Consider the following 20,997-nt stretch of genomic DNA (forward strand, 5'->3'; position numbering starts at 1 on the left):
AATTCTTGTATCTTTGCGCCCGAACACCAAAGTTTTGAACTAGGTGTTTCTTTTTTATAAATTACTACCATGAATTTGCAGGAAACTCTAGAAAAGGAAATTATAAAAGCAGCGGCCCAATTGTTTGATGCTTCATTGGAAACGGTCGAATTTCAAGCAACACGTAAAGATTTTGAAGGCGACATTACTGTAGTGGTTTTTCCGATGCTTCGCGTTATTAAGGGGAATCCTGTACAAATTGGTGAAGCCATAGGCGCTTTTTTGGTAGACAATGTAGAAGCTGTTACAAAGTTTAATGTCGTAAAAGGCTTTTTAAATTTGGTGCTTAGCGATGCGTATTATTTGCAGTTCTTTAATAGTATTCCCGATTTTTCGAACTACGGAAAAGTACCTCAAGGCGACAATGCCATGATGGTTGAATACGCTTCTCCAAACACCAACAAACCTTTGCATTTAGGCCACATTCGGAATGTTTTGTTAGGTTACAGCGTTGCCGAAATTTTAAAAGCAGCCGGTAGAAAGGTGTACAAAACTCAGATTATCAACGACCGGGGGATACATATTTGTAAAAGCATGCTCGCATGGCAAAAATTTGGCAATGGTGCAACACCCGAAACTACCGGATTGAAAGGTGATAAGCTGGTTGGAAACTACTACGTAAAATTCGATAAGGAATACAAAAAGGAAATTGCCGAATTAATAGCTCAAGGTAAAAGCGAAGAAACTGCAAAAGCTGAAGCTCCTTTATTAGTAGAGGCACAAGAAATGCTTCGGAAATGGGAAGCGGGCGAACCCGATACAGTTGCACTTTGGAGTACGATGAATGGCTGGGTGTACAAAGGTTTCGAAAAAACCTATGAGGCTATTGGAGTTGATTTCGACAGTTATTATTACGAAAGTAATACGTATCTGTTAGGAAAGGAAGTTGTTGAAATCGGACTTCAGAAAAACGTATTCACCCGTAAGGAAGATGGCTCTGTATGGTGCGACCTAACCGATGAAGGGCTTGATGAAAAAATTGTTTTGCGAAGTGACGGTACTGCGGTTTATATGACTCAGGACATAGGTACGGCAATCCAGCGGGTAAAGGATCACCCCGATGTGACCGGAATGATTTACACGGTGGGAAACGAACAGGATTATCATTTTAAGGTACTGTTCTTAATTCTAAAAAAACTAGGCTATTCCTGGGCACAGCATTTGTACCATTTGAGTTATGGGATGGTGGATTTACCTTCCGGAAAGATGAAGAGTAGAGAAGGAACTGTGGTTGATGCCGATGATCTTATTGCCGATATGACGCGAACCGCAGGTGAGATTAGTGAAGAATTAGGTAAAATTGACAATTTTTCGGAAACCGAAAAGGAAACATTGTATCACACCATCGGCCTGGGGGCTTTAAAATACTATATCCTAAAAGTAGATCCTAAGAAACGAATTCTTTTTAACCCCGAAGAGAGTGTAGACTTTCAAGGGAATACAGGGCCTTTTATTCAGTATACTTACGCGCGAATTCAATCTATATTGCGAAAAGCAAAGGAAGATGAACAATTGAACGCGTTCGCAACCAATTTGGATACTACCATTGCGCTTCAGCAGAAAGAAAAGGAAGTATTGAAGCAATTGCAACAGTTTCCGGAAACTATTCAGCTGGCAGCAGAGCAATACAGTCCGGCGCTTATTGCCAACTACACCTATGAACTGGTAAAGTTGTACAATTCATTTTTTCAGAATATTTCCATCTTTGGCGCCGATACAGACGCCGAAAAAATATTCAGAATTCGGTTGTCGAAAGCAACCGGAGAAGTAATTGAAACAGCCTTTGCTTTATTGGGAATTCGTGTCCCGGAACGGATGTAATTAATTATAAATACGATATCCAATAATTTCATCTTTCCCCTCCGAAACATCGATGTTTATGATGTACGGAATGGCGCCCTTTTCAAAAATAAAATAGCCTTGATATTGGTACATGGAGCCTATATCATCTCTTTCTTCGGCTATCCCAAAAGGCTTATAACTCTCTAAATCGCCCAGTTTTAGTTCCAATTGATCAATCACTATTTTTACTAAATTGCGAATAGGATCAAGGATGTCGTTAACGTTTTTAATTGTTTCTAATCGATCGTATTTGTTGTCGAGAATACTTTCAGAAAAGATTTTAAAATTAGCCGATTTCTTACTTACATTCTGAAGCACTGCTTTGGGATAGTAAAACGCCGCTGTATCCTTTGTTGTGTGTACTAATTCCACATCAATTCCGGAGTAGGTTTCTTTTTCTTTAGGGGTAAGTCCTTCATACACCATCAAGGCAATATTTCCCGATGAAGCGGCGGGTGCAATAGTATCCAGCATTTTACTATCGGAAACTTTAATGGTAAATTTTTTAATAGTTTCTTGCCCAACCGCGGTGCTTATTCCTTTCGAATAGGAAGTTTTAGCTCCGTAAAGCTCAGCTACGGTGTCCATACTTTTTTGTTCGGTTTCGGAAGCGCAGCTTAGGAATAGCAGTGCGATAATAATAAAGCTTACTGTTTTCATGATGGTATCGTTTTATTTGTGTAATTCGTATTCCAAAGAAATTCGTACGAGTCCGGCAGTGTTTCTGGCTCCGGTTTTAATAAGCATATTTCTCCTATGGGTTTCCACAGTGCCAAAGCTTATAAAAAGTTTTTCGGCAATTTCCTGAGTGGTTCGCTCGTCCAGAATAAGTAATAAAATTTCCTTTTCTCTTTTTGAAAGCGTGGGGAAAGGGCTTTCTGTTTTTTGACGGTTTCCGCTGGCAACGCTGTTTACTACAATAGTATTAACGGTTTCGTCTAAATACATCTGCCCGTTGTGAACCGTTTTAATAGCGTCGATCACCTCGTCTTGCCCTGCATTTTTAAGAACATATCCCTTTGCTCCATTACTTAACATCAACCTTATAAGACTACTTTCCTTATGCATGGAGATGGCAATTATTTTAAGGTTGGGGTGGGTTTCCAGCAGTTGCTTACAGGTGTCTATTCCGTTAATTCCCGGCATGTTAATGTCTAAAAGAACGACATCCGCCTCGGTTCTTGAAAGGGCTTCGATGCCTTCTTCGCCACTCAATGCTGTCCCTGCCACACTAATGTCGGGTGCATCTTTCAGCAATAATTGCATCCCTCCAATTACCATCTTATGATCGTCAATTATAAATACTCGTATCATATCATAGGTATATTTAAGTTTATTGAGGTTCCTCTTCCCGGATGGGTATCCCAGGCAATGGTTCCGTCCAAAAATTGAACTCTGCTGTTAATGCTCTTAAGGCCAAGGCCACCGTTGTTGGTCGCCTCTTGAAAATCGAAGCCGTTGCCGTCATCTTCTACCAGCAAGTGTATGGTATTGTTATGTCCAATTAGCTGGATAAGAATGTTTTTGGCATTGGCGTGTTTTCGAATGTTTGATATGATTTCCTGTAAAAGGCGATAAATCATAACAGATCTTGTCTTTTCCAAGGTATCGGGTATGCTTTTTATTTCGACCGTTACTGCATAATCTTCTTCATTTAAATGTTCTCCCAAATCTTCTACAGCGCCTATTAGCCCCGAAATACTTAGCGAATGAGGCATCATGTTATGAGAAATTCTTCTAACTTCCAAACAAGCTTCGTCAATTAAACCGTTCGTCTTTTCCGATAGACTGAGTTGCTCCAATTGCGGCACGTCTTTCCGGATGGTACTAAAATGCGCTTTTACAGTGCTCAACAACCCGCCAAGACTGTCGTGCAGGTCTTTTGCAATACGTAGACGCTCGGCTTCCTGCCCTTCAATCATGCTGCTAAGTGCCAACAATTTGTTTTTTTGTTGCAAATCGGTAATTTTTTGTTTCTGAAGGGCTTCATTTTTTTGGCGACGCCCCAGTCGACGTTTAATACATCAATCCATTTTTGGCCGTCAGGATTCTGTCCGGGTTAGGCTAATGCTCCAATGGAAACTAAGGCACAACTAAGTACAAGAATTGTTGTTGAGAGATTTTTCATGATACGAGGTTTAAGAATTAATATGATGCTAAACTACATCAAGCTAATTATCTCGTTATCAAAGAGTTCCGGGAGGGTGTTAAAATATATGTTTTCCGTAGGAAACTGAAAAGTAACTTTTAGAAGAGTATTTGTAACGAAAAATTGGGTGTAATACCTAAGGATACTTCCTTTACTTGATTTACTCGTATGTTGCCATTCTCGTCGAGATCTAAGGCGTAGTGAATATTTAGTGTGTTTCTGTAATCGAAAATATTAAGGACGGCCAGATTAATTTTTACGTCTACACTATCTGAAATGTCCCAAAGGTATTCGGCCGACATATCGGTTCTGTAATAATTAGGAAGCCGTTGCTCATTCGGATTGGTAAATTGAATGATTTCCTCCCCATTTTCAACAATAATCTCTTCTCCTGCCACCGGAAAGGTATTGGGCTTTCCACTGTGAAAATTAAATCCGATTGCCACTTTCAATTTATTGTAAGTATAAGTCCCTGCGGCAGTCAAGGAATGTCTTATGTCTATATTATTTGGAAATTCGGGAGGAGAAAGTGTTTCAAATTTGTAATCATTTTTCATATAAAGATAGGTAAGCCAAGCACTGAAGGACTTCAGCTTCTTGTTTGCAGTAAATTCAATTCCCCTGGCGGTATAATCGCCGCTGGCTCTTGTAAATTGAAATTGATTTTGAAACGCCTGATTTGCTGTTGTTATTCCGGCAACGTTTTTATAAAATCCTTCGATATTTACGAGCCAGTTACTTTTTTTATATAATATTCCCAGAGAGGCTTGTTTACTTTTTATTATGGGAATGGTCGAATCGTTTGCCAAAACCCAGCGTCTTTTCTCAATTCCAAGGAAATCACTTTCAAAATCAATTCGTTGGGTGACGGCCTGGTTTTTAAACTCGCCCAGGGCTTCAATGGCAAAACCACCGCCAATTTTTTGATGTAAACTCAATCTCGGTTCCACAATTACCTCAGCAAATTTATCAAAATAATTTACCCGTACACCTCCGTTTATAATGGTTTCATCGCCATTAGGAGTATAGGCAAGGTTTCCGAATGTTACGTGCGACTGTAGTACATTTTTTATATAACTTCTAAAACGAGGTAAGTTTACGTCCTGCGAATTGGCAATACCTTTTTCTGAAAAATGATAGCCTCCTTCTACAGCATATTTTTCGGAGAATTGATATGTACCGTTTAACTTTACTCCGGTGTCCAGAACTTCATTTTGTTGTTGTTGTTCCTGCGCGGTAAAAATAGTCTTGTTGATGGCATCCAGTAAGTAATACGACCCATAGATAAGAGCACTAGTTTGCAATTTATTGCTCCATTTGCGTTCCCAGGAAATTCCCCCTACGATACTCTCCTGAGCCAATTCACTGGTTTCAGAACTTGCAGTGGTTAATTGGTTTTCAGTGAAATCTAATTTGTTATGAACGGTTAAAAAGTTAAGTCTAATTTGGTCTTTTTCTGAAATATCCCACAACAATTTGGTGCTTATATCATAAAAGCTAAACTTTTCATCGGCAGAAATCGTAGTTGCATTTTGCGGATTTTCCCGGTTTGTTATTTCTGTATCCTGAAAAATTCGTTCCGAAAAATTTTTATAAACCGGAGATTCCAACAACCAATTAATAGAATGTCTGGTAGAAACCTGTACCGAAGCATTTTTTGAAACCGGAAGGTCTACAAATGCGTTGGCATTGATAAGATTTAATCCAACCCCTGCTTTAAAATCGGTTGTAACACTGTTTTTTGAATACATGGCAATCACTCCCGATACGCCTTCTCCGTATCGTGCAGGAGTCCCATTTTTATGAACAGTAACTTTTTTAGTGAGATCCGGATTAAAGGCAGATATAAGTCCGAAAAAATGTCCGCTTTGGTATATTTTAATATTGTCCCACAGTATTAAATTTTCATCATGTGTCCCCCCACGAATGTTGATGTTAGAGATGGTTTCATTCACACTTTCCACGCCCGGAAGTGCCTGTGCTATTTGAAGCACGTCGTCTTCCACCTGTCCGGGTAATAGGCCGAAGTTAGTGGTATTTATCGTATACGAACCGTCCAGCTCCTTATCGATTCCCTTTGTAAACAAGGTGTTCAGGGTCACAAAATTCAATTGAGTAACCGCAGGGATTAATAAAATGGAAGCGCAACTTTCGGAGAGCTCATGTAGGTAAATTTGGATGGTTTCGTATCCAATGTGACTAATTGTAAGTTCGTTACTTTCGGAAGTATTCGGAATATAAAATTCACCTGAAGTATTGGTGATAGTGGCGTACTTTCCATCTTCAGATTGAATTGTAGCACCTGCCAAAAGACTCCCGGTTTCTGCATCGTAAATCTTTCCGCAGCGAATAGAGTTGTCTGTTTTAATCGTTACGGTAATATACCGTTCATCAATTATGGTAAAGAGTAAAGGAGTGTTATTTGTTAGGTACGCCAATATTTCGTCTAAACTGAATTCTTCCGGTGGTGGCAGTAAAGAGATGCCCGAGACAGTGGTCGTTGCATACGAAACACTTACATTGTATTTTGTCTCTAGAGCCACTACAATGGTTTGGAGCGCAACTTTTTCATTCATATTTTGAGCACGAGTTTCGTGATAACAAAATAGAAAAGTTACAAGAATCAAAACATAGTAAAAACTACTTGGTGGTTTTTGCATAAATTTTCACTTCCCCCTCTGTAATTGTAAAAGCTAGCCCCAAAGGATCACACACCGCCTGCAACGCTAGGTCGAGATTGCTATGTGTAAAACCTCCTGTAAAACGTCTGTTTACATCTACATTTTGTGTTAGAATCGTCACCGGATACTGTCTTTGTAATTCGTCTAAAACTGTTTTTAATTTGGTATTTTCAAAATGACTTTCATTACCAATCCATTGTGGAGTTGGCGTATCGCTTTGTGTATTAGATACTAACGTTCCTTTTTCAATTTTTAGTTTATGCCCTGCGGGTAATTTAATGATAGTATCCTTATAAGCAACACTTACCAAACCTTCGTAACAATTAATATTGAAAACAGAATCTCTGGAAAACACATTAAACTGAGTTCCTATAACGGTAACAACACCCTGTGGTGTGTTTACACTGAAAGTACTTCCTTGGGTGACTCTAAAGTATGCTTCCCCGGTGAGAGAAAGGGTTCTCTCTTTTTCCCAGGACTTTTTATTGTAGCTAATTTCAGAATTGGAATTTAAGATTACTTCCGAGTTGTCGGGGAGTGAAAAAGTTTCTTTTTCGGCAATTTGTGTTGTGACAGAAGTATCCAATGTGCTTACATACAAATAGCCAACACAAATTACAGCGAGAACAGCTGCAATTTGAAGAACGGTTTTTACAGGATGCAAACGCCGAACTTGTCTTACAGCAGATTGCTTAGACAAAATAGCTTCAAAATTGGTTTCAGCATTGAAAGATGGTGCCTCAAAACCGGAAGTTGCTTCAGATATCTTTATATATGAGGCATATTCCGGAGAGGTCTTTAATTTTTCAATTTCATCTTTGGTCGCTTCACCGTTTAAGTATTTATGTAATATGTAGTTTAAATCCATGATATGCTACTTCATTGTTATAGCTGAAACAAGTATATTGTATTTTACCCTACCTAATTCTAATTATATGTTTTCTATTTCCAGACGCAATGATGCCAGGGCTTGACTCATACGTTTTTCAACTGCTTTTACCGAAATTCCTAAAATCTCTGCAATTTCTCTATATTTTTTTCCTTCAATTCGGTTTAGGAGAAAAGCGGTTCGTTGGGCTTCACCTAAATTTGCCAATGCATTTTCCAATTTCTTCAGGTACTGTTTTTCTTCCAGTAAGAATTCAGGGGATTGATCATTTACTTTATGAGGCTGCAGACGGGCGTGCTTTAGCACCACTTTTTTATGAGCCACTTCATTTAAAAATGTATTGTTTGCGACGGTGTATAAAAAAGATTTTGCCTTTTCTAAAGGAACCTTGGCACAATTTTGCCACAATTTTATAAATGCCTCCTGTACCAAATCGTCTGCCTGATCCTTGTCTCCGCATTTAAAATAAATAAAACGCCACACCGGTTTTCCAAAGTCTGTGTAGACCTTGTTGAAAATACTTTCATTACAAACATTGGTGGATTCCTTCATGCTATAAGCGGACTTTTCCAAAGATATTTAAAAAGATATTACAGTGCAAAGTAGGGTAATTTTTTATTTGCTTGTTTCAGTAACAAAGAAATCTAATTAAAACTAAAAACAACTTATGAAAACTTTGAAAAAGCAAATTTTAAGTCTAATGGTGGTGATTTCCTTAGTGACTACAGTAGTAGCTTGTAGTCCTTCCGATGATTCCAATCAGCCCAACAATAGTACAAGCGCTGCGCAGACTGCAAATGTTGCAGAGAGTGGCACCTGGAAGATCACCTACTTTTATGACTCAGACCATGTAGAAACCGGTAACTTTAGTGGCTATAGTTTCAGCTTTAATGAAGACGGAACCTTAGTTGCGGTTAATGGAAGCACTACGGTTACCGGTACGTGGTCTGTTACCGATAGTAGCAATAACTCCAGTGATGATGATGGAAGCAGTAGTGATGACGATGACGATTTTAATATCTTCTTTTCGGCACCTCCTAAATTTGAGGATCTGAGCGATGATTGGGATATTATCTCTGTTAGTGATTCTAAAATTGAATTGATTGATGTAAGTGGCGGCAATGGTGGTACCGATTACTTAACGTTCGAAAAGAATTAAAAACAGAGATAGCACCTAGGCATTCAATGATAAGGATTCGAAGATAAATTGCTTTGGAAGAGATCTATATTGAATGCCTTTTTTTAAAAAATAAGTGTTAGCTGTGCGGGTGAAGGTTAAGTCCCCAATTAATTATAACCCTTGAAATGCCATTCGATGTATCGAATGGCATTTTTAATGAGTAATACCTAAGGAGAATGGCTTTATTTTTATAATATTGAATCATGAAATCAAAATTTATTTAAAAACAGTAAATTTCGGGTAGGGTAATTTATAAATAGCTTGTTGTAGCTATAGATTACCCCAAATAATTTTGAATGATGAAAATTTACACTAAGATTCTTCTTACGGCAATGCTTATAATTAGCATGCTCTTTGTTTCTTGTCAGAAGGAAGAACAGATTCTAATCGATGAAAATCCCGAAGAAACCATCACAGCCAATTCGGTGCTTACTAATTTTATTTTGTTGAGTACCCAAAACGACTGTGACTACGATGATATTATAGATAACCACGCCTGCGGCACAGTGGTACTTCCGGTTACAGTCATTGTTAACGGGCAAGAAGTAGTTGTTTCAAATGAAGATGATTTTGCAACTGTTCAGGCTATTTTCGATCAGTTTCCGGGAGATGAAGATACTATTGAGATTGTCTTTCCCATCGACATCCAACTAAAAGACTATTCTCAACAGACGGTAAATAATCAATCCGAATTAGATGCGTTTATTACAATATGTGAAGCGAGTGGTTATGAAGGAATCAGCTGCGTAGATTTTAATTACCCTGTAAGATTTTTTGTCTATAATTCAAATCAGCAGCAAACTGGAACAGAAAGCTTGTCTAACGATATTGAATTATATCAGTTCCTAAACAACCTTGATGTTGATGACTTTATAAGTATTGATTATCCCGTTTCTGCAGTGATTCATGGGGAAACCTTTACAGCAAATAACAATCCGGAATTACAAGAGATTATCAGTTCGGCAGATTGCTACGAAATCGACCCTAATTACGACATTCAGTTTATCGAAAATTTAACCAGTGGGAATTGGTATGTTTCTTACTATTTCGATAACTATGAGGAAACAAGCAGTTTTGGCGGATACGCATTTACCTTTGCCGGTAATAATTCGGCCCAGGCCTCCAATGGGACAACTATTATTGACGGCTCATGGAATGTGACAAACAATGTTTTACCGTATTTGGACCTTGACTTCGGAACTACCACTCCTTTTAATAAAATGGACTTTAACTGGGAAATTATTGAAGGCACCTCCGAAATTATCAGACTCCGAAAAATTAGTAGTGGCGATGGTAGCGTCGATTATCTCAGCTTCAATCGTACTCCAAGTACAGGAGGAAATAATGAAGAAGTTAACAATTTAATTGAAATCCTTACTACCGGAATCTGGTATGTAAATCTTTACAATGATAATGGCACAGACGAAACCTGTGATTATGTGGCCTACGAATTTACCTATTTCCTTAATGGTACTGCTACAGCAACTACAGAGACATCGACTATTACGGGATTCTGGGCTGTGGAAAACAGCAATGGACTGGAACTTGTTTTAAATTTTGACAACGGAGGTAGCGGATCCCCCTTAGGCGATTTAAACGATGACTGGAGTGTAATTGAAGCCACTTTAGATATAATCCGTTTGGAAGATTCAAGTAGTGGTGGGGGTACAGATTTACTTAGCTTCGGAAGGAATCCATACGATTGTGGCGGTGGCGGCGGCGAAACTCCCGATCCACAGGAACTTCGGGATATTATGCAAGTCGGAACCTGGTATGTAGACACCTTTTTAGACAATGGTGATAATGAAACAGCCGATTATAACGGATTTGATTTTCGGTTTTATGCCAATGAAACGGTTTTGGCGTCGAATGGGTCTGAATCTGTTTATGGAATTTGGATCGTCACCCTCGTAGGAGATAGTCTTAATTTCGAATTTGATATGGACAGTCCTTTAAACGGTGCAGATGATGCCGACTATAAAGTACTGCAGTTTTCTGAAACTTCGGTCACTTTTGTAACACGAGATAGCGGTGGAAATATTGAGGATACCTTAACCTTTAAGAAGAACTAAATGTAAATGAAAAAGAAAAATTAGTGAACTCCTCAATTAATTTTGTCCCAAAAAACCGGCTGATATTGTTTCAGTCGGTTTTTGTTTTATTTTTAAGGTGAAAATCTTGTAACTCTCTATTCATCCTGAAATGATGCAAATAATACGAACCAATTCAAAAAATAAAGACTTTATCACCCTTGTGCAATTTTTGGATGCCGATTTGGCCGAAAGGGACGGTGACGAACACGACTTCTACCATCAGTTTAATAAGATCGATCACTTAAATCAAGCCGTAGTGCTGTATGAAAATGAAATTCCCATTGCATGCGGCGCTATCAAACCTTTTGAGGGTGCTGCCATGGAAGTAAAGCGAATGTATACAGCCCCTGAAAGTCGTGGCCAAGGAATTGCAACCAAAATTTTGCAAGAATTGGAACAATGGGCTGCAGAGTTATCCTATAAAAGATGTGTGCTAGAGACCGGGAAAAAACAACCTGAAGCAATTGCGTTATACCTTAAAAACGGGTATTCCATCATTCCGAATTACGGTCAGTATGCCGGAGTTGAAAACAGCGTGTGTTTCGAAAAGGTTTTAGGCTGAAAAGGCTTAAATTTACTCTACCAAGTCACGTAACAAATTCTCCAGCGCCGTTCGTTTTTCTGAAGGTCTTAAAATTGCCCGGGAAGTATCTTTTCCGCCTTTTTCGGTGAGTAAAATTGAGGTTCTCATCTCTCTGTGTTTTATATGAGAAATCGTATCCGTTTGTAGCGCTTCCGCCAAAAGAGCAATTTCTTTAAATGTTTTTTCAGAAATAGGAACAATGGCTTTTTCACCACCGCTATAAACACCGGAAGAACTCTCTTCGGGGGAAATAGGGTCGTATTTTACTTCAGAAACAGAGATTTTATAAACGTTATTGTTTTGGTCCGTGTAATAGTACAATGTGCTATCCATAGTAGTTGTGCAATGTGATACCGTAAACAGCACCACGAGCAATAGACAATATACTTGTATGCGCTTCAATTTATCGATTGTATAATTTTTTCCCTGCCGCTTCATACGAATCTCCACCCGTCCAAAAGGGTGTAACGGGATCGTTGGCGATTAATCTTCCGGCCAGTACGTAAGACTGAAAAAATTTCAGCAAATAGTTATAATCCAATGTATTTGCCTCATCTCCCGGTCTGTGATAGTATTCGGTAACCGTGCCGTTGAACGCTGTAAATCCTAAACTGAAAGTTGGTGCCGGAATTCCTTTGGCAGCAAAATGCACATTGTCACTTCGGTCAAAAAGTCCTTGCTCCGGAGCGGGATCATCGGTAGCTTTTAATCCGAAGGCCGTAGCTGCTTTTTTTATGTTCTCAGCTGCAGTAGTTCGGTTAAGACCAATAATTGTCGCAAGTGAAGTATCGTTATAACCGGCGTTGTCACTGTTAAAACAATAGACCATTTTATCCAGTGGTAATAAGGGATTGTTTACGTAGTATTCACTTCCTAACAAACCTTTCTCTTCTCCTGTAAACAATATAAACAGCGCAGAACGTTTGGTAGGATATTTTGCCAAGTTTGCGGCCATGCTTAACACAGTTGTAGTTCCCACGGCGTTGTCGCGAGCTCCATTGTAGATTGTGTCACCATTTTCATCGGGAGTTCCTATGCCCACATGGTCATAATGTGCCGAGTAAATTATAAATTCGTTCTTAAGGGTTGCGTCGGTGCCTTCGATCATGCCTACTACGTTCTGAGAGGTTATATTTTCAGTAGTTTTATCACTTATATCCACAGTTACTGTAGCCGATTTTTTGTCACTTATACCGCTAACAAAGCTCAATCCTTTGTCCTGGAGCCACAGATACACAAAGTCTTTGGCTTTTTTGTTTTCTTTAGTACTTGAAGCTAATTCGAGGCGATCACTCATAAAATTGTGTTCAATAAAACCCCAGATGTTATCTTCTGCATCAATAAATTCAATAATTCCCAATGCACCGGCGTTTTTTGCCAGTTCCATTTTTGTCTCACGCAAACCGAAGGCAGCACGGGCATCTCTTGCTTTGTCGCTTCCGGCTTTTACAATAATCATCTTCTCGGTAACATCCTTTCCTTTGTAATCTGCTTCCATTCCGTAGCCTAAATAGACTGCATTCCCCGAATACTTCATTTTGGAAGCTTCCAGAACTACCTTCTTTTTATATTCGTTTCCATCAATTTTTAATAAAAATTTATTGGGCGGACTCGTTTTTTGCAACGGTACTTCCTGAATAAAGCTACCTGTTTTAGAAATAGGCTGTACTCCGTAACTGCGAAGGGTATTTGCCAAATAAGAAGCTGCTATTTTATTTTCAGCGGTTCCGGTCTCCCGACCCTTTAAAAGGTCATCTGCCAAAAAATAGATATGTCCTTCAATAGCACTTTTGCTAACGGTAGCTTCAACTTTTTCTTGATCGGTTTGCGAAAAAAGCGAAGTGAAACTTATAAAAAGAAAGGCAAAAAAAAGTGATAAACGCATGTTTGGGTGAGTTTTGAGATTCGTAGTTAGTTAATTTTATTCTTAAAGAACACTCAGAAAAATTAATCCAAATGGTAAATTTCCCGTATTCCTTTTAAAATTGTGTCGTAATCAATTTTGAGGTCTATTAGTTTCCCGGTTTGAACGTCGAATACCCAGCCGTGAACCGTAAGTCCTCGCTTGCGATAAGCCAGCTGCACGTCGGAAGTTTTTATCACATTCACGCATTGTTCCTGAACATTTAGTTCGACGAGTCTTTTATAACGGACCTCTTCATCTGGGATTGCATTTAATTCATTTCTATGAATTCTATATACGTCTCTTATATTTCGCAACCACGGATTTAGAATTCCAAGATCTTTAGACTGCATTGCAGCTTTTACACCGCCACAACCATAATGACCACACACAATAATATGGTTCACCTCCAGATAGACTACGGCATAGTTAATCACAGACATGGCGCTGAGGTCGAGATTGGATACCAAATTTGCTATGTTTCTATGTACAAAAGCGTCACCCGGCGTTGCGCCCATCATTTCTTCGGCGGTTACACGACTGTCGCTACACCCAATATAAAGTACCTCGGGCTTTTGTCCTTCAGCCAGTTTTTTAAAATAATCGGGATCAAGACCTAATTTTTCTGAAACCCAGGTCTCGTTGTTTTTAAATATTATGTTGATGTCCATCTTTTACACGAAGTGATTGCAATTTGGTTTTAAAGATAGGGAAAGTTTCTTTATTCTTTTGTGTGGCAAATACAACATACAATGAATAAAATTACACTGGATTGGTCATAAAATATATCGAGCCGGAGTATCCTTTTTGATTACTAATTTAAAACATAAAACCCCTTGTTGCAGGTAACAAGGGGTTTAAAACAGATTCTAAAAGAATCTACTTTACTATTTTATTGATTCATAGTTTCTCCTGCACTAGTGGAGTCGGTCATTTTTGCAGCTGCTGCGATTTCCATCATGGACGCCATGATTTGTGAGCCATCCCAATACCCGTATTCTTTTACAATTTTACCATCTATAAATTGAGCTGTCAAATGCACCGGGATGTCAATAACCTTGTTATTTGCGGCCAGTGTCCCTTGCCATTCTCCCCAAAAATTTACCCAAGTTTCACCGTCGTCAGTGACTACCATTTCCATATCTCCCTCATCCTTTATAAATCCACGGGAAGCGAAATCACCTTCCTGCTCTTTAAATAAGTCGGCCGATTCTTTAGCCGATAGGGGCTTGTCTTTGGTGTTGTGATAAATCTTGGCTGTGTCGGCATAATGGCTCATATAGCCTTCCCAGTTACTACTTTCGTAATCGGCTATGGCTGCTTTAAAAGTGTCAATTTCGGGTGATGCTTGTGTGTAGCGCATCTTTTGCTCCTGACAAGATGCTAATATTACAATTGCAATCACCAGTAATCCAAAAATTCTTGTTGTTTTCATATTAGTTTATATTGGTTAGTATTCAAATTAAAATTTGCTTGGTGTAATAATATGCAGTGATATGTGACACTACTTATCATATAGTATTGAAAAATAACAATTTAAAGGTACATATTTATTATTACAGATATGCATCTGGGGTACTGTAAATTTTTTCTTACAGACACAGTGGCTTTCGGAAAAAGCTCCATGAAGATAATTAAGTGTACCTTTGGACATCATTAAAAATGATACCCCCTAATCTATCATTATTTGTAATTACACTCTATGTCATTTAAATCTTTAGGGCTTTCTGAAGCCTTGCTGAAAGCAATCAGCAAAAAAGGATATACTTCTCCTACGCCTATTCAGCAAAAAGCAATTCCCCTCGTTTTAGAACGAAAAGATATTCTAGCCTCTGCACAAACCGGAAGCGGAAAAACAGCAGGCTTTGCACTTCCTATCCTACAGATTCTAAATGGTGCACAACCACTAAGACAACGTCCTGTGAGAACATTGGTGTTAACCCCAACTCGCGAATTGGCCGCTCAGGTGCATGAGGAATTTGTAGAATACGGTGAATTTACCTCATTGCGTTCCACCGTTATTTTTGGCGGTGTAAATGCCAATCCTCAAATACGTACGCTTCGGCAGGGAGTTGATATTTTGGTAGCTACACCCGGAAGGCTTCTCGATTTACAAAATCAAAAAGCTGTTTCATTGTCGAATGTAGAAATTCTGGTATTGGATGAGGCAGACAGGATGTTGGACATGGGGTTTTTAAGAGATATTAAAAAAATATTGGCTTTGATGCCATCAAAGAGGCAAAATTTACTTTTCTCAGCTACGTTTTCAAAGGAAATTAAACAATTGGCAGGTACATTTTTGAACCATCCTTCCATGGTTGAAGCATCACCTTTAAATACAACAGCCGAAAAGGTAGATCAGATTGTGTATAGAACCGATAAGGCAAAGAAAACCGATTTGGTGATTAAACTTATTTCGGAAGGGAACTGGCAACAGGTACTCATCTTTACCCGAACCAAGCACGGAGCGAATAGACTGAGTCAGAAATTAGAGAAAGCAAATATCAAATCGGCTGCAATTCATGGCAATAAAAGTCAGGGTGCTCGCACCAAAGCACTTTCCGGATTTAAAAGCGGAAAAGTAAGTGTTTTAGTAGCGACCGACATTGCTGCCAGAGGCTTGGACATTCCACTTCTCCCACACGTGATTAATTATGAATTACCCAATATTCCTGAAGACTATGTGCATAGAATAGGACGTACGGGAAGAGCGGGGGCAAGCGGCGAAGCAATTTCCATTGTAAGTGTGGACGAAAATGAATACGTACTCGGAATTGAAAAATTGTTGGGAGAAAAACTTCAGAGTGAAATCATTCCAGGTTTCGAACCTACTGAAACCCTCTCGGAGGTGTTGGATAAAAAAGCTGAAAACAAGGCTCAAAACCAACGTGGCAGGCAAAATAGTAATAGGAGCGGCAATAAATCCAACACAAAAAAACCCAACACAAACAGTGGTGGGTTTAAAAGGCGTTCCAGACGCTAATAATTTTATTGTTTTTCCGGGTCGTAGGATAAGTCGGCGCGAATATAACCGTTAAGAGTTTCGACTCGAGTAATTAGTTTTAGCAGTTGTTCGTACACCGGTGTTCTGGCTTCCCCTAATAATTCCTTATTTTCTTTACGAACACGCTCATAATCTTCGGGATTTCTGGCAGGGATAGAAACTAATATAAATTGTCCAACGGCTCCAAAACCACTTCGGAAAAGTTGATAATATTCTTTGGAGTTCTTTTCGGCGTATAAATCTTTGAACTCTTTTGCCAACGCCAAAACTTTTGGAAAATTTTGAGGCGTCACATACCAAAATTCCAATTTTCGGAATTCCATTCCTACTTGCGTAGATCGAACGTCCTTCGGCATATAGGATAAGTTATTATCTAAATGGATAATATAGTCGAAGTGTGTATCGTAACAATTATCGAAATTGTCGAATAACTCATTAAATTCCGATTCTCCCATTTTATCGCGAAGCAGTGAAAACCGACTTTTATCCAAATCGGCCATGTTAACGATTGGTGAAAGATGAAAGTATCGTAAATCGTCTGTCGATACGGCAACCCATTTTGCTTCTTTTACATTGTATTTTGTACAATTGTCGGCCAAAGTCGTACAATAGCCTTCATAGTCGGCTACTTTGGCGGGATATACGGGATCCTCATGGACCCAATAGGCCTGTGAATCGGCATCGGCTTGTGCTATTAAAAAAAACGGACTTATAAGTAATATGGAAATTAGGAAGGGGATGCTTTTGAATTTCATAGTGTAAGGATTTTATGTTAGTTTCATAAAGTGGATTTCACAGAAACCATGTAATATGCGAAACCCAAAGTCACTTTTAATTCGCCATACAACTTGGTTGACGATCTGTCATTTACAATGCCGGAGCAACCCGTGCCTTCTTTAGAGGTTATACTGCCAAAGAAATTTCTGAATTTGTAAGGTAAACTTCCTCTTAAAGATACATAAACTTTTTATTATTATAAAGGAGGCCAATAGTTTTTAGGATAATTTAAGTCGGTCACAGAACGACCCGGGCTATTAAAATGAATGCTACTGTTTTCTAAGTCAGATAGATGCCGGATAATTAAACGGAGACTAACCGAGATTCGAACTCATACTGCCTGAATCTTAGGCTTTGGTACAGTCAACATATAAACAATCACAAGTAATGTTACAACTCCAATTGTAACAAATGCAACAGTAGCACCAAACTGAAACCAAATAAATCCGGTAAGAGTACTGGCAATCATGGTACAAATACTTTGTAAACCCGAATAGGTTCCAATAGCAGTCGCAGTATCTTTTCGTTCTGAAATGTTCGAAATCCAGGCTTTTGAAATACCTTCGGTTGCGGCAGCATACACTCCATACAGAAAAAATAACCCGAAGAAAATATACAAATTTGTACTCATCGACATCCCGAAATAGACAATTGCGAATAAAATCAATCCTAAGATAAAAATTGTTTTCAGTCCTACCTTATCGGCTAGAATTCCAACAGGAAACGCGAATAGTGCATAAATTAAATTGTAGAAAATATAAACTCCTACCACCATAGTGTCATCTAGTCCAGCTTCCTTGGCCTTCAGTAATAAAAACACATCGGAGCTGTTAAAAAGGGTAAAAAGTAACAAGCCAATGACAAGTTTTCGGTAGGCCTTCGGACTTTCCTTCCAGTAATTCAAAAAAGAAAAGAAGTGTTGAGGTTTCTTTTGTGTTACAACCTTAGTTTTTTTGTCTTTCAGTAAAAAGGTTGCCAAAATAGCCAACAATCCCGGCGCGAATGCTATAAAGAAAAGGGTAGTGTAATCTTCAGGGTAAAAATACAGATACAACAAAGCCAAAGCCGGGCCCAGTACAGCTCCCATGGTATCCATAGAACGATGAAAACCAAAGATTTTACCCTTGGTCGCTGAAGTTGCTTCGTCCGAAAGCAAGGCGTCACGAGCTCCGGTGCGAATCCCTTTTCCAATCCGGTCTAAAGTTCGTGCGAAAAAGATCCAGATAGGAAAGATAAAAAGTGCCATCATGGGTTTTGATAGAGCGCTAAAGGCATAACCCAGTTGTACAAAGGGAACCCGTTTTCCCGAAAGGTCGGATCGTTTCCCAAAATACCCCTTGCTCAATCCGGCAGTTGCTTCGGCGACTCCTTCCAAAACACCAATTAAAACAACCGAGAAGCCAATGGATTTCAAATAAATAGGTAGGATTGGATACAGCATTTCACTGGCCATATCGGTAAAAAGGCTCACCACAGAGAGAATCCAAACTGTTCGCGTAATGTATTTCACAGGGCTAAGGCACAATTAAAATGTACTTAAAAGTACTGAAAGGGATCGACTTAACTGTTAAGGAAAAGGAAAGGATTTAGGTACTATTAAGAACGATATAAATCTCCTTGCAGATATTTTAATCCCGAGTCGCACACAACGGTGACAATATTTTTTCCTTCCCCAAGTATTCTGGCTCGTTGTAAGGCAGCCCACACGTTGGCACCCGACGTGGTACCACCGAAAATACATTCTTCCTTTGCCACCTTTCGGGCCATTGCGTAGGCATCCTCATCTTTTACAGCGATTATTTCATCGGCCAGATCCAGGCGGCAAATTGACGGTACGAACCCCGAACCTATTCCTTCCAAACGATGCGTTCCCGAAATATCTCCTCCTGAAAGCGCGCGAACGTGATAGGGTTCAATAGCAATACATCGAATGTTGGGGACTTCTTTTTTAAAGATTTCCGAATTTCCCGAAAAACAACCTCCTGTACCTACGCCCATGATAAATTCATCAACTTTGCCATCCAATGTCTTTAAAACTTCCCGTGCCATTTTGTGGTAGGCATTTCTGTTATCCACATTATTAAATTGATTGATCCAAAAACTATTGGGCATCGAACTCAACTCCCGGGCTCGTACAACCAAACTATTAATAAGCGCCACCGCTATTTTACCGTTTTCACTGGGAATTTATTCCAATTTCGCTCCAAAAGCTCTCATGGTTTGCAGTTTTTCTTCCGAAAAGGCATCAGACGAGACAAAATGTACTTTGTATCCTTTGGTAGCGCAAACCATCGCCAATGAACTTCCGGTGCTTCCCCCGGTATACTCAATTACTGTTCCTCCGGACTGCAATTCACCTCTTTTTTCGGCACCTTCAATCATAGATAATGCCATGCGATCTTTCATACTTCCTGTGGGATTGCCACCTTCGTATTTTACAAAAATGGTGGCACAGCCGGGTTCAGAGATTCGGTTTAATCGGATAAGGGGAGTATTTCCAATAGGGTAGATGCTATTTTTATTATTGAATTAAATTTCAATTAGTTTGTTGCGTTCCATCTCATCGCATACAAGCCCCAGACAACTCTGCCCTTCTACTTTTGGGTCCCAATACATTCCATGGGCTTTGATACTGTACAACATGATAAAATTAATGATTCCTTTTTTATTTATGGCTGTAACTTCGTAGTTGATATTTACAGGTTTTGTTGTTGTTTGTGTGAGACCAAATTGGGCTTCCCCAATGTTGTTATCTTTTCTGAAATTTGTCGCCAAGGCATCCGTAACCGAATAGACATTGAGCCAACACAGTTTATTTCCGAAATCGATATTTCGGTTTTTATAAAAATCGGGGTAGTAGGTGTTGATAAAACTGAAGGGTGTACCGATAGTAATCAAGGCTTCGCAATAGTGTTCGACATTTCGTGTAACACGGCCTCCAAAAGGATGTAAAAAATCGAGTGCAATAATACTTCCGAAGCTATAGGTGTGAAAATGAATTTTACAATCCGGTTCGTGTTCGGTAACGTATTCTACCAGTAATTCCAGATTCCCTTTCAGCAATTGCTTCTGAATACCGTGTTCCAGATAATCGTTGGCACAAACAAATTCGGTGGCGAGATTGGCAATTAATACATTGGCATTTGGAACAATTAAAAGTAACACTGCCGTAGCCGAAACAATAACGGCAGATGCGCCTTTAAAAAACGATTTGGAAAGCCCCGGAATATCACTGGAAATTCCGAAGAAATCCTTGACATTACTAATAAAATTTGAAACCACATCGGCATCAAAAAATGTCATGATAACTCCTAAGGTTGCCGGCAGCATAAGGATAACAGTGATGGCAATAAGCAGAAATATCATGAAGAGATACAGCGTTTGAAATGGGCGACTGTAATTTTTCGGGAAGAATAATCTTTTCAGAATAAAAGGGAACTTACGAATCACCAAAAGCAACAACCAAAAATTGCGCATGATAAGTGAGTAGTTGTTGAACTTTTCGGTAAGTATTTCGTGGTATTTAAAGTCGTATAGCTTGTATAATATTCTATTTTCCGCCCCTTTTTCGAAAAGGGTAACAACCGTACTTTCCCGATCTTTTGTGTAGTTTATTTTCTCAATGGCAAGATCATAATCAACACCGGTGGTTTTAAATCGAATCTCATTGAGCAATCTTTGTGCATATTTTTCGATGGTTTCTTTGTTGAACGATTGTCCGAGACCGGCGATGTAGATTCCAGTTTTCATAGTAATGGGACGAAAAGCATTATTTTTTGGTTAGGTTTTCTTGATTCTTAAAGGTAACCATTTTTGAAAATATTTTATTCAGCAAGTCCTTGTTGCGGTTATAATTA

18 protein-coding genes and 1 pseudogene are annotated in these 20,997 nt (G+C 39.0%); 5 read left to right on the forward strand and 14 right to left on the reverse strand.

The window, feature by feature from the left end; all coding sequences use genetic code 11:
• Positions 1–69 precede the first annotated feature (69 nt).
• Entirely contained in the window at positions 70–1,860 is a 1,791-nt protein-coding gene (gene argS / locus ATE92_RS08235; protein WP_100803247.1) for an arginine--tRNA ligase, read from the forward strand.
• On the opposite strand, the gene ATE92_RS08240 is transcribed toward argS, so the two are convergent.
• From ATE92_RS08240 to ATE92_RS08265, 6 genes are all read right to left on the reverse strand, one after another.
• Positions 1,861–2,541 (reverse strand): hypothetical protein, encoded by a 681-nt coding sequence (locus ATE92_RS08240; RefSeq protein WP_100803248.1) that lies wholly within the window; start codon positions 2,539–2,541, stop codon positions 1,861–1,863.
• Positions 2,542–2,553: 12 nt separating this feature from the next.
• On the reverse strand, positions 2,554–3,195 hold the full coding sequence (locus tag ATE92_RS08245; RefSeq protein WP_100803249.1) for a response regulator transcription factor: 642 nt from the start codon (positions 3,193–3,195) through the stop codon (positions 2,554–2,556).
• Entirely contained in the window at positions 3,192–3,839 is a 648-nt protein-coding gene (locus ATE92_RS08250) for a sensor histidine kinase (protein ID WP_157809589.1), read from the reverse strand. Before ATE92_RS08250 ends, ATE92_RS08245 begins: the two co-directional genes overlap by 4 nt.
• Positions 3,840–4,128: 289 nt before the next feature.
• A complete protein-coding gene (locus tag ATE92_RS08255) occupies positions 4,129–6,606 on the reverse strand; it encodes a TonB-dependent receptor domain-containing protein (RefSeq protein ID WP_198515607.1) in 2,478 nt (825 codons plus the stop codon).
• Positions 6,607–6,670: 64 nt separating this feature from the next.
• Positions 6,671–7,579: a FecR family protein gene (locus tag ATE92_RS08260; protein ID WP_100803252.1), complete on the reverse strand. Its 909-nt coding sequence runs from the start codon at positions 7,577–7,579 to the stop codon at positions 6,671–6,673.
• A 63-nt stretch (positions 7,580–7,642) separates the two neighbouring features.
• A complete protein-coding gene (locus ATE92_RS08265; RefSeq protein WP_100803253.1) occupies positions 7,643–8,152 on the reverse strand; it encodes an RNA polymerase sigma factor in 510 nt (169 codons plus the stop codon).
• Positions 8,153–8,267: 115 nt separating this feature from the next.
• Here ATE92_RS08265 and ATE92_RS08270 point away from each other — a divergent pair, with 115 nt between their 5' ends.
• The 3 genes from ATE92_RS08270 to ATE92_RS08280 all read left to right on the forward strand — a co-directional run bounded on the left by ATE92_RS08270 (position 8,268) and on the right by ATE92_RS08280 (position 11,435).
• Entirely contained in the window at positions 8,268–8,759 is a 492-nt protein-coding gene (locus ATE92_RS08270) for a hypothetical protein (protein ID WP_232729137.1), read from the forward strand.
• 317 nt (positions 8,760–9,076) lie between these two features.
• Positions 9,077–10,852 (forward strand): hypothetical protein, encoded by a 1,776-nt coding sequence (locus ATE92_RS08275; protein ID WP_157809590.1) that lies wholly within the window; start codon positions 9,077–9,079, stop codon positions 10,850–10,852.
• Between the two features lie 130 nt (positions 10,853–10,982).
• Positions 10,983–11,435: a GNAT family N-acetyltransferase gene (locus ATE92_RS08280; RefSeq protein WP_100803256.1), complete on the forward strand. Its 453-nt coding sequence runs from the start codon at positions 10,983–10,985 to the stop codon at positions 11,433–11,435.
• 12 nt (positions 11,436–11,447) lie between these two features.
• Here the strand turns inward: ATE92_RS08280 and ATE92_RS08285 are convergent, their stop codons facing one another.
• From ATE92_RS08285 to ATE92_RS08300, 4 genes are all read right to left on the reverse strand, one after another.
• On the reverse strand, positions 11,448–11,858 hold the full coding sequence (locus tag ATE92_RS08285) for a hypothetical protein (RefSeq protein WP_157809591.1): 411 nt from the start codon (positions 11,856–11,858) through the stop codon (positions 11,448–11,450).
• Between the two features lies 1 nt (position 11,859).
• Positions 11,860–13,341, reverse strand: a complete 1,482-nt coding sequence (locus tag ATE92_RS08290; RefSeq protein ID WP_100803258.1) for a M28 family peptidase — start codon at positions 13,339–13,341, stop codon at positions 11,860–11,862.
• A gap of 62 nt (positions 13,342–13,403) precedes the next feature.
• Positions 13,404–14,030 carry a carbonic anhydrase gene (locus ATE92_RS08295; RefSeq protein ID WP_100803259.1) on the reverse strand — a complete coding sequence of 209 codons (627 nt, stop codon included), beginning with the start codon at positions 14,028–14,030 and terminating at the stop codon, positions 13,404–13,406.
• Positions 14,031–14,251: 221 nt separating this feature from the next.
• Positions 14,252–14,794, reverse strand: coding sequence for a nuclear transport factor 2 family protein (locus ATE92_RS08300; RefSeq protein WP_100803260.1), 543 nt, complete (start codon positions 14,792–14,794; stop codon positions 14,252–14,254).
• A gap of 267 nt (positions 14,795–15,061) precedes the next feature.
• On the opposite strand from ATE92_RS08300, the gene ATE92_RS08305 reads away from it, so the two are divergent.
• Positions 15,062–16,342 carry a DEAD/DEAH box helicase gene (locus ATE92_RS08305; protein WP_100803261.1) on the forward strand — a complete coding sequence of 427 codons (1,281 nt, stop codon included), beginning with the start codon at positions 15,062–15,064 and terminating at the stop codon, positions 16,340–16,342.
• 5 nt (positions 16,343–16,347) lie between these two features.
• On the opposite strand, the gene ATE92_RS08310 is transcribed toward ATE92_RS08305, so the two are convergent.
• The 4 genes and pseudogenes from ATE92_RS08310 to ATE92_RS08325 form a co-directional block, all read right to left on the reverse strand.
• On the reverse strand, positions 16,348–17,118 hold the full coding sequence (locus ATE92_RS08310; RefSeq protein ID WP_100803262.1) for a hypothetical protein: 771 nt from the start codon (positions 17,116–17,118) through the stop codon (positions 16,348–16,350).
• A gap of 353 nt (positions 17,119–17,471) precedes the next feature.
• On the reverse strand, positions 17,472–18,650 hold the full coding sequence (locus ATE92_RS08315) for an MFS transporter (protein ID WP_100803263.1): 1,179 nt from the start codon (positions 18,648–18,650) through the stop codon (positions 17,472–17,474).
• Positions 18,651–18,736: 86 nt separating this feature from the next.
• A pseudogene (locus ATE92_RS14080) lies at positions 18,737–19,651 on the reverse strand (PLP-dependent cysteine synthase family protein).
• Between the two features lie 18 nt (positions 19,652–19,669).
• On the reverse strand, positions 19,670–20,890 hold the full coding sequence (locus ATE92_RS08325) for a hypothetical protein (RefSeq protein WP_100803264.1): 1,221 nt from the start codon (positions 20,888–20,890) through the stop codon (positions 19,670–19,672).
• Positions 20,891–20,997 lie beyond the last annotated feature (107 nt).

The organism is Ulvibacter sp. MAR_2010_11 (assembly GCF_002813135.1).
Classification (GTDB): domain Bacteria; phylum Bacteroidota; class Bacteroidia; order Flavobacteriales; family Flavobacteriaceae; genus Altibacter.

Bases quoted from the DNA above. Each gene is read 5' to 3' on its own strand.
- ATE92_RS08255 (WP_198515607.1), bottom strand. From the start codon at position 6,606: ATGAATGAAAAAGTTGCGCTCCAAACCATTGTAGTGGCTCTAGAGACA.
- ATE92_RS08280 (WP_100803256.1), top strand. From the start codon at position 10,983: ATGATGCAAATAATACGAACCAATTCAAAAAATAAAGACTTTATCACC.
- argS (WP_100803247.1), top strand. From the start codon at position 70: ATGAATTTGCAGGAAACTCTAGAAAAGGAAATTATAAAAGCAGCGGCC.
- ATE92_RS08245 (WP_100803249.1), bottom strand. From the start codon at position 3,195: ATGATACGAGTATTTATAATTGACGATCATAAGATGGTAATTGGAGGG.
- ATE92_RS08265 (WP_100803253.1), bottom strand. From the start codon at position 8,152: ATGAAGGAATCCACCAATGTTTGTAATGAAAGTATTTTCAACAAGGTC.
- ATE92_RS08325 (WP_100803264.1), bottom strand. From the start codon at position 20,890: ATGAAAACTGGAATCTACATCGCCGGTCTCGGACAATCGTTCAACAAA.
- ATE92_RS08270 (WP_232729137.1), top strand. From the start codon at position 8,268: ATGAAAACTTTGAAAAAGCAAATTTTAAGTCTAATGGTGGTGATTTCC.
- ATE92_RS08300 (WP_100803260.1), bottom strand. From the start codon at position 14,794: ATGAAAACAACAAGAATTTTTGGATTACTGGTGATTGCAATTGTAATA.
- ATE92_RS08310 (WP_100803262.1), bottom strand. From the start codon at position 17,118: ATGAAATTCAAAAGCATCCCCTTCCTAATTTCCATATTACTTATAAGT.
- ATE92_RS08260 (WP_100803252.1), bottom strand. From the start codon at position 7,579: ATGGATTTAAACTACATATTACATAAATACTTAAACGGTGAAGCGACC.
- ATE92_RS08295 (WP_100803259.1), bottom strand. From the start codon at position 14,030: ATGGACATCAACATAATATTTAAAAACAACGAGACCTGGGTTTCAGAA.
- ATE92_RS08290 (WP_100803258.1), bottom strand. From the start codon at position 13,341: ATGCGTTTATCACTTTTTTTTGCCTTTCTTTTTATAAGTTTCACTTCG.
- ATE92_RS08275 (WP_157809590.1), top strand. From the start codon at position 9,077: ATGATGAAAATTTACACTAAGATTCTTCTTACGGCAATGCTTATAATT.
- ATE92_RS08305 (WP_100803261.1), top strand. From the start codon at position 15,062: ATGTCATTTAAATCTTTAGGGCTTTCTGAAGCCTTGCTGAAAGCAATC.
- ATE92_RS08240 (WP_100803248.1), bottom strand. From the start codon at position 2,541: ATGAAAACAGTAAGCTTTATTATTATCGCACTGCTATTCCTAAGCTGC.